We start from the raw sequence: 10,845 nt of genomic DNA, 5'->3' as shown, positions 1-10,845 counted from the left end.
GCCCGACGCCCACCCCAGAAGAGACGTCAATGGAGCCCACGGCGTGCCCGCTGGAGGAGTGCCCGCCCGGCGACGTCGCGGACGAGACGCCCACCGGCGCCAGCAGCCCGCTCCTCGACGCCTCCATGCCGGCGCCCTGACGGTCCTCAGAGGCCCTACCAGCGCCCCGTACGCGTCATCAGCACGGCTGCCGCCGCCACGCCCGCCGTGGACGTACGCAGGACCGTGGGACCCAGCAGCACCGGCACGGCCTTCGCCGCGCGGAACCTGTCGAGCTCGTCAGCGGAGACGCCGCCCTCAGGCCCTACGACCACCACGATGTCGCCGCCCGACGGCAACTCCTCTCCTGACAGCGGCTCGGCCGCCTCCTCGTGCAGCACGAGCCCCAGCGCCGCCTCCGACAGCAGCCGCTCGACGTGCGAGGTGGAGGCGAGGTCGGCGACCTCGGGCAGACGGAACCTGCGGGCCTGCTTGCCCGCCTCACGAGCCGCGGACCGCCAGCGCCCCAGCGCCTTGGCGACCTTGTCGCCCTTCCACTGCGTGATGCTCCGGGCGGCAGACCACGGCACGATCACGTCGACGCCCGCCTCGGTCATCATCTCGACCGCCAGCTCGCCCCTGTCGCCCTTGGGCAGCCCCTGGACGACGACCAGCCGCCGGCGGGGCGGCTCGACGGTGTATCGGCCGATCACGTCGAGCCTGAGCGCGTCTTTCACCACCTCGCGTACGACGCACTCGGCGACGGAACCGGCGCCGTCGGTCAGATCGACCCGCTCGCCGGCCCGCAGGCGCCTGGCAGAGGCCGCGTGGCGCCCCTCTGGGCCGTCGAGCGTCAGCTCCGTGCCGTCCAGCTTCCGCGACAGGAACACGGGGACGGTCACGTCACCTGCCGTTGAAGGCGTCGCGCAGCCGGGAGAAGAAGCTCTGCTGCCCCGGGGCGAACTTGCCAGGGGGCCGCTCCTCGCCGCGCTGCCTGGACAGCTCGCGCAGCAGCTCCTCCTGCGCCGTGTCGAGGCGGGTCGGCGTCTCGACGTTGACGTGGATCAGCAGGTCGCCCCTGCCGGACTCGTTGAGCCGCTGCACGCCGCGCCCGTACATCGTGATGACCTGGCCTGACTGGGTGCCCGGGCGGACGTCGACCTCCTCGGCGCCGTCGAGCGTTTCCACCGTCAGCACCGTGCCCAGAGCGGCAGCCGTCATCGGGATCTGCACGGTGCAGTGGAGGTCGTCGCCGCGCCGTTCGAAGATCTCGTGAGGCCGCTCGACGATCTCGAGGAACAGGTCTCCCGGCGGGCCGCCTCCGGGACCGACCTCGCCCTCGCCGGCGAGCTGGATGTGGGTGCCGTCCTCGACGCCCGCCGGGATGCGCACCTTGATCGTCCGCCGGGTGCGCACCCGGCCGTCGCCCGAGCACTCCTGGCAGGGGTTGCGGATGATGGTGCCGAACCCGCCGCACTGCGGGCACGGCCGCGAGGTCATGACCTGGCCCAGGAACGAGCGGGTGACCTGGGAGATCTCGCCGCGCCCGTTGCACATGTCACACGTGTCGGGGTGGGTGCCGGCCGCCGCGCCCGCGCCCTGGCAGACCTCGCAGATCACGGCCGTGTCGACGACCAGCTCGCGGGTGGTGCCGAACGCGGTCTCGCGCAGGTCGAGCTCGACCCTGATGGTGGCGTTACGGCCCCTGCGGGCACGCGAACGAGGGCCCCTGGCACCGGCCGCGGTGCCGAAGAAGGCGTCCATGATGTCGCTGAAGGGGAAGCCCGCGCCGAACCCGCCGGCACCGGCGCCCGCACCCGCTCCGGCGCCGGCGAAGGGGTCGCCGCCCAGGTCGTACATCTGGCGCTTGCTCGGGTCGGACAGGACCTCGTAGGCCTGCGTGATCTCCTTGAACCTGTCCTGAGTCTCAGGATCAGGGTTCATGTCAGGATGCAGCTCGCGGGCGAGCCGGCGGTAGGCCTTCTTGATCTCGTCCTGACTGGCGTCAGGGCGCACCCCGAGGGTGGCGTAGTAGTCGCTGTTTGCCACTTATCGACCTCTTATGATGCAGCCAGGATCTGGCTGACGTAGCGTGCCACCGCGCGCACGGCGCCCATCGTCACTGGATAATCCATCCTCGTGGGTCCCAGCACCCCGAGCCGGGCCAGTTGGTTGTCGCCAGAACCGTATCCGGTCGCGACGATGGATGTGCCCCGCAGGTAGGGGTTTTCCGAGCCGATGCGCACGGTGAGCGCGGACGGGGTGTCGGAGGTGGTCTCGCCGAGCAGCCGCATGAGCACCACCTGCTCTTCCAGTGCCTCCAGCACGTCGCGGAGGCCGGTGGAGAAGTCGGCGCCGGCGAGGTTGGCCGCCCCGGCGAACACGATCTTCTCGTCGTGCCGCTCCACCAGGGTCTCGAGCAGCACCGACAGGATCGTCGCCACGACGGCCCGGTCTTCGGCGGGCAACCGCTCAGGCAGGTCGGCCACCAGGTCGGGCACGCTGCTCAGGCCGCAGCCGTCGAGGCAGGAGTTGAGCACGGCGCGCAGATGCGCGATGCGCGCCTCCTCCACCACCTCGGGCAGTTCGATCACACGCTGCTCGACGCGGCCGGTGTTGGTGATCAGCACGAGCATGACCCGCCGGTCGTTCAGCTGGACGAGCTCGACGTGCCGCACCGTCGAACGGGTCAGCGTCGGGTATTGCACCACCGCCACCTGCCTGGTCAGCTGCGCGAGCAGGCGAACCGTGCGGGTCACCACGTCGTCGAGGTCGACCGCGCCGGCCAGGAACGTCTCGATCGCCCGGCGCTCGGCCCCCGACAGCGGCTTGACCTGCGAGAGCCGATCGACGAAAAGGCGGTAGCCCTTGTCCGTCGGCACCCGGCCCGCGCTGGTGTGCGGCTGCGTGATGTATCCCTCCTCCTCCAGCGCAGCCATGTCGTTCCTGACCGTCGCCGGGGAGACCTTCAGATTGTGGCGGTCGGCCAGCGCCTTGGAGCCCACCGGTTCGTGGGTTGACACGTAGTCTTCGACAATGGCGCGGAGCACCGCCAGCTTCCGTTCGTCAAGCACGCGCTCACCTCCTGCCCTCTTGCCATGGGGAAAACACAGGCTCTAGCACTCTGTGTTCCCGAGTGCCAAGTGTACGGCTCTCGCCCACAAGGTGCGATAACACCGTGTCCCGTCCTGCTTCTAGCTTCCAGGAAGGGACAGGCCTCACACTTGCGCACATGACCGACGATTCCCAGCCCCCGTCGTCCAACCAGCCGCCAGGGCAGGATCCCGACCCAGGTCAACCCCAACCTCCACAGAACGGCCAGCAACCCGGCTCCCACCCGGGCTACACCCCTCAACCAGGCTCCCAACCCGGCTACGGCCCCCAGCCGACCTCCCAGCCCGGTTACGAGCCTCAAGCGGATTCACAGCCCGGCTACAGCCCGCCGCCGCAGTTCGGGCATCCATCGCCACCATATGATCAGCCCTCCGGCTACGGTCAGCCTTCGCCGTACGGGCAAGCGCCGTACGGCGGCCAGCCCGGGCCGTACGGGCAACCGCCCCAGTACGGCCGGCAGCCCCCGTTCGGCCCCCCGCCACAGTACGGGCCTCATGGTGGGCAGCCCCAGCTCCCGCCACGCATCGACCCGAAGGCCGTGACGCCGCCCCTGTGGTGGCTCGGAGCCGTCTGGGGCGTGGCCGCCGTGTGCCTGATCATCGCCGCCGTCATGTTCGGCGGCGGGACCGACGCGTCCGGCCTGGCGCCGGCCAGGACGTTCGCGTCCGGCGAAAGCGTCACGGTGCCGATCGATCCCGCGGACAAACCGGCCGTCTACATCGCCAGCGACACGGCCGTCAACTACGCGTGCGAGATCTCCGGCGGCCCAGGACCGGCCAAGCTCGCCAAGACCGCGGGCATCCCGAAGGTCACGGAGGGCGGCACGGTCTGGCAGCAGTTCCTCGTCATCAACGCGCCCGACAGGGGCGACTACCAGCTGACCTGCACCCACCAGGAGCAGGCCGCCGTACGCTACGGCATCGGGAGGGACGCCTCCTCCACTGGCGGCGGGACGACCACCCCGTTGCTGATCGGCGGCGCGGGGCTGCTCGCCGCGATCATCGGCACGGTCGTCGTCCTGGCAGGCCGGGGTGCGTCGCGCAAGCGCCTTGCGGTCGGCGGGTGATTTGCTACCGTCCCCGTGTGTACGAGGGCGATGTACTGGCGGGGAATTGGCGTCGGCCGGGCAAGGGCAAGATCCCGAAAGTGCCCGCCGAGCTGGAGCTCGTCGTGGAAGACGCCGACAGCGGCTTCTGCGGCGCGGTGGTGGCCTGTGACAAGGAGGCCGTCACGCTCGAAGACCGGTTCGGGAAACGCCGGTTGTTCCCGCTCGCGCCCGCCGCGTTCCTGCTGGAGGGCAAGCCCGTGACACTCGTACGCCCGGAGGCGGCCCCCACGGGCCCCAGGCGCAGCGCGTCGGGCTCGATCGCCGTCCAAGGGCTGCGGGCCAGGGTGGCCAGGGAGAGCCGGATCTACGTGGAGGGCGTGCACGACGCCGCCCTCGTGGAGAAGATCTGGGGTCACGACCTGCGGGTCGAAGGGGTCGTGGTCGAATATCTGGAGGGCGTGGACGACCTTCCCGCCATCGTGGCGGAGTTCGGTCCCGAGCCTGGCCGCCGTCTCGGAGTGCTGGTCGACCATCTCGTGCCCGGCTCCAAGGAGAGCCGGATCGCCGCCGAGATCACCTCGCCGGACGTGCTCGTCGTGGGGCACCCCTACGTCGACATCTGGCAGGCGGTCAAACCGTCCGTGCTGCGCATCCCCGGCTGGCCCGACGTGCCGCGCGGGGTGCCGTGGAAGGAAGGCGTGATCGCGGCTCTGGGCTGGCGCATGGAGCCCGCGCAGGCATGGCGGCGCATCCTCGGCGCCGTCTCGACCTACACCGACCTGGAGCCGGAGCTGCTCGGCCGGGTCGAAGAACTGATCGACTTCGTGACGGAGGCACCATGAGCCAGGATTCCCAGCCGCCGCCTGACGACGAACGCACCCGCAAGGTGTCCGCGTCAGACCTCCAGCCGGGCCACGGCTCCGGCCCTCAGTCCCCGGCCCCCGGCGACGACCCGGGCTACGGCGGCCAACCGTACTCCCAACCCGGCTACGCCTCTCAGCCGGGCTCCCAGCCCGCATACGGCGACCAACCCGGATACGCCCAGCAACCCGGCTCCCAGCCCGGCTACGGCGCACAACCGGGCTACACCGGCCAGCCCGGGTATACCGGCCAGCCCGGCTACGGCGGCCAGCCCGGGTACGGCCCGCAACCCGGGTCCGAGCCCGCATACGGCGAGCAGCCCTACGGCCGGATGCCCGACTCCGAGCCCATCTACGGACCTCAGCCGCCCGGCTACGGCGGCCAGCCCGGCCATGGTGGGCAACCAGGCCATGGCGGGCGGTCAAGCTACGGCGGGCAACCCGGCTACGGGCAACCCGGCCACGGTCCGCCTCCCGGTTACGCGGCACCGCCCGGTCATGGCCAGGCTCCGGGCTACGGCGCTCCCCCGCCCGGCTACGCCCCTCCGCCCGGCCACGGCTACCCCGGCGGCCCGGGCGAGCCGTACATACCCGGACGTTTCGGCCCTCGCCCGGGCACCGACGACACCTCGCTGGCGATGATCGCGCACCTTCTGGGCCTGCTGGCCTCCTGGATCGGTCCGCTGGTCATCTACCTCATGAAGAAGGATGAGTCGCCCTACGTACGGGACCAGGCGGCCGAGGCGCTCAACTTCCAGATCACGATGTTCATCGGCTATCTCATCTCGAGCATCCTGATGATCGTCTTCGTCGGCATCCTGTTGTTGCCGGTGGTCTGGATCGTGTCGTTGATCTTCCACATCCAGGCGGCCATGGCCACGAACAAGGGGCAGATGTACCGCTATCCGTTCGCCATCCGCATGATCACTTAGACGAGCAGATCCCTGATGAGGGCGTCGGCCAGCAGCCGCCCCTGGAGCGTGAGCACCATCAGCCCCGACCTGAACGGCCCGGGCTCGAGCAGCCCCCGCGCCAGCGCGCTCGCCACAACGGGACGCGCGGCGGGCGCGACCTCGGCGAGCGGGTAGCCGGACGCCAGCCGCAGCTCCAGCATCAGGCGTTCGGCGTCGCGGTCGCCGGTGTCCAGCACCTCGCGGGCGTGCGCGGGCGAGGCGCCGCCGGCCAGCCGCCGGGCGTAGGCGGCCGGGTGTTTGACGTTCCACCAGCGGGTGCCGCCGACGTGGCTGTGCGCGCCAGGACCGGCGGCCCACCAGTCGCCGCCGGTCCAGTAGAGCAGGTTGTGCCGGCAGCGCGCCGCGTCGGAGGTGGCCCAGTTGGACACCTCGTACCAGCGGAAGCCCGCCTGCGACAGCAGCTCGTCGGCGATCAGGTAGCGGTCGGCGGCCACGTCGTCGTCGGGCATCGGCAGCTCGCCCCGCCGGATCCTGGCCGCCAGCCTGGTGCCGTCCTCGACGATCAGCGAGTATGCCGACACGTGGTCGGGCCCGGCCTCGATCGCCGCGTCCAGCGAGGCCCTCCAGTCGTCGTCGGACTCGCCGGGCGTGCTGTAGATCAGGTCGAGGTTGACGTGCTCGAACCCGGCCGCCCGAGCCTCCCGCACGGCCGCGGCGGCCCGCCCCGGCGTGTGCCCGCGGTCGAGCACCTGGAGCACGTGCTTGCGGACGCTCTGCATGCCGAAGCTGACTCGGTTGAACCCACCCTGTCGGAGCTTGTCGAGGGAGGACGGGTCGACGGACTCCGGGTTGGCCTCGGTCGTCACCTCTGCCCCAGGCCGCAACCCGAACTCCGAGCCGATCGCGCCCAGGATCCTGGCCAGGTCTTCCGGAGGCAGCAGAGTCGGGGTGCCCCCGCCGAAGAACACCGTCTCCACCGGCAGCTCGGCCGTGCCGAGGACGCGGCGCGCGAGCCGGATCTCCTCGACGACCGTGTCGGCGTAGTCGCGGTGGGAGGCGCCGGGGCCGAGCTCGGCGGCGGTGTAGGTGTTGAAGTCGCAGTAGCCGCAGCGCGTGACGCAGAACGGCACGTGCACGTAGAAGCCGAACGGACGCTCGCCGAGCCCGCTCAGGGCGCTCGCGGGCAGCTCGCCCGTGGCGGGCGCGGGATCGCCGTCAGGCGGGGTGGATGGCACGCCTTCCAGTCTGCCCGCCTCCCGGGAGTGCTCCGGTTTCGGACGTTGCCGGAGGGCTTGTCGCGACGTTTCCCCGAATCCTGGACGCCCATCCAGATGGCAGCATCATCTGGATTGTGAGAGCATCCAACCCATGTCCTGGCGGAAAAAGGCGAGAGAGATACGGCCGGCGCGGATCCAGAAGGCGCGCGGACGCGCGTCGGCGGCGAGGCGGGAGTTCATGGAGCAGAGCTCACAGGCGGAGATACGGGGCGCGGTGGACGACGGAGCCGTGACGGCAGTCGCCACCGCGCACGCCGCGCGGTCACGAAGAGCGGCGCCATGAGCCGGCCCGCGCCTCGCCGCACCGGCACCGGGCTGCTGGTGCTCCATGCACTGCGCTGTGGCGGCCATGCCGGCCTCACCCGTGTGGCTGCGGCCACGGGCATGGACGAGTCCGAGGTCGAGTCCGAGCTGATCGACCTCGCGGTCGCCGGCCTCGTCACGCATCTGGGCGGCGGGTTCGACGTGTGGGGCCTGACGGATGCCGGCCGGGTCACGGATGCCGAGTGGATCACCGATGAGCTCGAAGCAGGTGGCGCGCGTCCCGCTGTCACCGCGGCCTACCAACGCTTTCTCGTGCTCAACCCGGAACTGCTCGATCTCTGCACGGCCTGGCAGCTGAGGCCCGTCGACGGCGTCATGACCGTCAACGACCACAGCGACCCTTCGTACGACACTCGCGTCCTCGGCCGATTCTCCGCCCTGGACTGGCGGGCCGCGGTCGTCTGCGACGAACTGGCCGCGGCGTTGCCGCGCTTCGGCCGCTACCGAACCCGCCTGACCGAAGCCCTCGACCGGGCGAACTCGGGCGAGCTGGCGTATGTGGCCGACCACGTCTCCGCCTCCTACCACACCGTGTGGGCCCAGCTCCACGAAGACCTGCTCGCGACGCTCGGGATCACCCGGTGAGGTGGATTCGGCCGCTCTCCGCGCGGGCCGGGGAGCCTGCGGAGGTTCTGGGAGCCAAAGCACACGGCCTCGTGGTCCTGCACCGTCTGGGGTTGCCGGTGCCCGCCGGGTTCGTCGTCACCGTCGAGGCCTGCCGGGCGTTCATGCGTGAGGGCCGTCTTCCCGCCGGACTGGACGAGGAGCTCGCGATCGCCATGACCGGCCTGGAGGCCGCGACGGGACGCCGGTTCGGCGGAGCTCAGGCGCCGTTGGCCGTGTCGGTACGCTCCGGGGCGAGCGTGTCGATGCCCGGCATGATGAACACCATCCTGAACCTCGGCCTCACGACCGAAGCGTCAGCGGGATTGGCCGCCGAGACCGGCGACGCGCGGTTCGCGCTGAACGCGCGGCTGCGGTTCGTGTCGAGCTTCGCGTCCGCGATCACGAACACCGATGTCAGGGGAGTGACCACCGAACCCGGCGAAGCCCTGGGGCGAGAGACAGGCGACGGGGACGCACAGCTGATCGAAGCGGTCGAGAAGCTCGTCCGGCAACGAGGCGGCCGGCCGCTCCCGGACGACGCTGCCCAGCAGCTGGAGCTGGCGATCGAGACCGTCTTCTCGTCATGGGACGCACCGCGCGCGCGTACGTACCGCGAACTGCATGACATTCCGCACGATCTCGGCACAGCTGTGATCGTGCAGGCGATGGTGTTCGGGAACCGCGACGACCACAGCGGCACCGGAGTCGCCTTCAGCCGTGACCCCAACACCGGGGAGAACGTCCCGTACGGCGACGTCCTGTTCGGGCACCAAGGCGAAGACGTCGTCTCAGGCCGATCGGCGGCCCATCCCCTGCACGAACTCGCCGGCCGGGAACCGGCCGTGTGGACCGCCCTGATCGACGCCCTGCGCCGGGTCGAGGACCATTACCGCGATGCGTGCTATGTCGAGTTCACCTTCCAGGCCGGCGAGTTGTGGTTGTTGCAGGTCCGGCCCGGCCGGTTCGCCGGAGGCGCCGCCGTTCGCGTCGCGACGGAACTCGCCGACGCGCGCCTGATCACACGGCACGAAGCGCTTCTCAGGGTCTCGCCACACCATCTCCGGCACGTCCGCACGCCCCGCATAGCGGCATCGGCGAAGGCTGACGTCGTGGCCCGGGGAGTGGGGGCCTGCCCCGGCGTCGCGGCCGGCAAGGTGGCGACCACGACCGAAGCGGCGGTGCGCATGGCCGCCGACGGCCCGGTCATCCTGGTGCGCCCGGAGACCTCCCCGCATGACATGCGCGGCCTGGCCGCCGCCACGGGCATCGTCACCGCGCGCGGCGGGCCGGCCAGCCACGCGGCGGTCGTCGCACGGGCGATGGGAAAACCCGCCGTCGTCGGTGTCGGCGGCCTCATCGTCGATGTCGCCGCCGCCTCATGGAGAGCCGATGGGCGCACCGTCAGCGAAGGCACCCTCGTCACCATCGACGGGACCAGCGGCGAGGTCGCCCTCGGCAGCCCACCCGTCTCCACGGACGCGGCCGGCGCCCACCTGCGCCGGCTCCTCGCCTGGGCAGACGACGTGTCGGGCGACCACTCCGAGCGCGAGGAGGCCGAGCGCCTCAGCGCCGCCCACGCCGCACTCCGTCACGACTAGGGTGCCGGCCCGAGTCACGTCATCCCATGGCGGGAGCTCTCATCCATGGCGGGACCTGCGGGAGACGTCCGGCATTGCCGTGCGGCTTTCCCGCACTCCGCCTCTCACGGCCGGACGCTCGGCCCGAACCCGGTCCAGCGCAGGTCAGCAGGAAGGTGGCCCATGTCGTTGTAGAGCAGCACGGCCGGCGCCGCACCGTCGTAATAGTCGATCGCGGTCAGCGCCGTGTTGCCGCAGCCCAATCCCAGCCACCGCGCCGGCGGCGCGTCGAGGGCCTGCCGCACCAGCCAGGCAACCTGGTAGGCATGCGTGACCAGGACCTCGTGGATCTCGGTCTCGGCAGGGCGCGCGAACCGATCGATCAGGGCATCCGCGAGTCTCGCGCCCGCGGCCGCCTCCGCGGCGTCGTAGCCGTCGAAGAATCCCGCCCACGCCGGCGGTATCTCATCCGGCACGTGTGGCACATGGTCGACCAGCTCGGCCGCTTCCCGCACATGAGCCTCCGGCAGATGCCCGCCGATGATCTCCGCTGAGCGCACGGCCCGGGGCAGAGGCGAATGCCACACCGCACCGACCGGCAAGCGGGCGAGCCGATCCGCCACCAGGTGCGACTGCCGCTCCCCCACGTCGGTCAGCCGGCCGAACGGGTCGGCTGCGCCGTGTCTCACCACGTACAGGTGCCGAGTCGCCATCATGAATCCTTTCAGATGTTCTCAACATTCTGATGTCATGAACATCTTAGACCGTCAGCGGCCGCCCTCCGGAACGTCCCGGTTGAGCTGCGACTCCGCGTCGAACCCCGCCAGCTGTAACAACGTTTCCAGCGCCGCCTGCCTGGCCTCCTCGACCGAGTCACCCCGCCCCCCGAAGCACTCGGCCGCCACGTCGAGCACCGCCGTCAACACGGCCGCGTCGGGGTAGGGCACATCGACGAGCACCGTGCCGTCATCTCCTTCCTCCCCCGGCGAGCCCAGATGGTGCCGCAGCAACCGCCGGGCCTCCTCAGCCACGGCGACCCCCAGCACCGCAGCACGCTCGAACCGCTCAGAAGCGATCACGTCACCCTCCTATCGCACAGGTGTTCGGTAGAGAAGGTAGAGGGCGGCACCGACAGAATCCCTTACG

General features: G+C 70.8%; 11 protein-coding genes. 5 read left to right on the top strand and 6 right to left on the bottom strand.

The window, feature by feature from the left end; genetic code table 11:
* Positions 1 to 155: 155 nt before the first annotated feature.
* Genes E1294_RS34815 through hrcA form a run of 3 tightly spaced genes read right to left on the bottom strand, consistent with a single transcriptional unit; the run spans position 156 to position 3,053 of the window.
* Positions 156 to 881, bottom strand: coding sequence for a 16S rRNA (uracil(1498)-N(3))-methyltransferase (locus E1294_RS34815; RefSeq protein WP_132515222.1), 726 nt, complete (start codon positions 879 to 881; stop codon positions 156 to 158).
* Between the two features lies 1 nt (position 882).
* Positions 883 to 2,028, bottom strand: a complete 1,146-nt coding sequence (gene dnaJ / locus E1294_RS34810) for a molecular chaperone DnaJ (RefSeq protein WP_132515221.1) — start codon at positions 2,026 to 2,028, stop codon at positions 883 to 885.
* Positions 2,029 to 2,039: 11 nt separating this feature from the next.
* The gene (hrcA, locus tag E1294_RS34805) at positions 2,040 to 3,053 is read right to left on the bottom strand and encodes a heat-inducible transcriptional repressor HrcA (RefSeq protein WP_132515220.1); all 1,014 of its coding nucleotides are present in this window, start codon (positions 3,051 to 3,053) and stop codon (positions 2,040 to 2,042) included.
* A 158-nt stretch (positions 3,054 to 3,211) separates the two neighbouring features.
* On the opposite strand from hrcA, the gene E1294_RS56380 reads away from it, so the two are divergent.
* From E1294_RS56380 to E1294_RS34785, 3 genes are read left to right on the top strand one after another with little or no spacing between them, the layout of a single operon-like run.
* Positions 3,212 to 4,159: a hypothetical protein gene (locus E1294_RS56380; RefSeq protein ID WP_246083502.1), complete on the top strand. Its 948-nt coding sequence runs from the start codon at positions 3,212 to 3,214 to the stop codon at positions 4,157 to 4,159.
* Between the two features lie 17 nt (positions 4,160 to 4,176).
* On the top strand, positions 4,177 to 4,983 hold the full coding sequence (locus E1294_RS34790) for a DUF3097 domain-containing protein (protein ID WP_132515219.1): 807 nt from the start codon (positions 4,177 to 4,179) through the stop codon (positions 4,981 to 4,983).
* Positions 4,980 to 5,933 (top strand): DUF4870 domain-containing protein, encoded by a 954-nt coding sequence (locus E1294_RS34785; protein WP_132515218.1) that lies wholly within the window; start codon positions 4,980 to 4,982, stop codon positions 5,931 to 5,933. Before E1294_RS34790 ends, E1294_RS34785 begins: the two co-directional genes overlap by 4 nt.
* Here the strand turns inward: E1294_RS34785 and hemW are convergent.
* Positions 5,930 to 7,150: a radical SAM family heme chaperone HemW gene (hemW, locus tag E1294_RS34780; protein WP_132515217.1), complete on the bottom strand. Its 1,221-nt coding sequence runs from the start codon at positions 7,148 to 7,150 to the stop codon at positions 5,930 to 5,932. The genes E1294_RS34785 and hemW overlap by 4 nt on opposite strands.
* A 321-nt stretch (positions 7,151 to 7,471) precedes the next feature.
* Here hemW and E1294_RS34775 point away from each other — a divergent pair, with 321 nt between their 5' ends.
* On the top strand, positions 7,472 to 8,101 hold the full coding sequence (locus tag E1294_RS34775; RefSeq protein WP_132515216.1) for a transcriptional regulator: 630 nt from the start codon (positions 7,472 to 7,474) through the stop codon (positions 8,099 to 8,101).
* A complete protein-coding gene (locus tag E1294_RS34770) occupies positions 8,098 to 9,720 on the top strand; it encodes a pyruvate, phosphate dikinase (RefSeq protein WP_132515215.1) in 1,623 nt (540 codons plus the stop codon). Before E1294_RS34775 ends, E1294_RS34770 begins: the two co-directional genes overlap by 4 nt.
* 104 nt (positions 9,721 to 9,824) lie before the next feature.
* Here E1294_RS34770 and E1294_RS34765 read toward each other — a convergent pair whose 3' ends face one another.
* Together E1294_RS34765 and E1294_RS34760 are read right to left on the bottom strand one after the other, a co-directional pair.
* Entirely contained in the window at positions 9,825 to 10,412 is a 588-nt protein-coding gene (locus tag E1294_RS34765) for a histidine phosphatase family protein (RefSeq protein WP_132515226.1), read from the bottom strand.
* A 54-nt stretch (positions 10,413 to 10,466) separates the two neighbouring features.
* Positions 10,467 to 10,778 carry a hypothetical protein gene (locus E1294_RS34760; protein ID WP_132515214.1) on the bottom strand — a complete coding sequence of 104 codons (312 nt, stop codon included), beginning with the start codon at positions 10,776 to 10,778 and terminating at the stop codon, positions 10,467 to 10,469.
* Positions 10,779 to 10,845 lie beyond the last annotated feature (67 nt).

Source organism: Nonomuraea diastatica (assembly GCF_004349015.1).
In the GTDB taxonomy this organism is placed as follows: domain Bacteria; phylum Actinomycetota; class Actinomycetes; order Streptosporangiales; family Streptosporangiaceae; genus Nonomuraea; species Nonomuraea diastatica.
This window is presented reverse-complemented; position numbering and strand designations above follow the sequence as displayed.

Excerpts from the sequence above, each read along its gene's own strand:
- E1294_RS56380 (WP_246083502.1), top strand. The coding sequence starts at position 3,212 with ATGACCGACGATTCCCAGCCCCCGTCGTCCAACCAGCCGCCAGGGCAG.
- E1294_RS34785 (WP_132515218.1), top strand. The coding sequence starts at position 4,980 with ATGAGCCAGGATTCCCAGCCGCCGCCTGACGACGAACGCACCCGCAAG.
- E1294_RS34775 (WP_132515216.1), top strand. The coding sequence starts at position 7,472 with ATGAGCCGGCCCGCGCCTCGCCGCACCGGCACCGGGCTGCTGGTGCTC.
- E1294_RS34765 (WP_132515226.1), bottom strand. The coding sequence starts at position 10,412 with ATGGCGACTCGGCACCTGTACGTGGTGAGACACGGCGCAGCCGACCCG.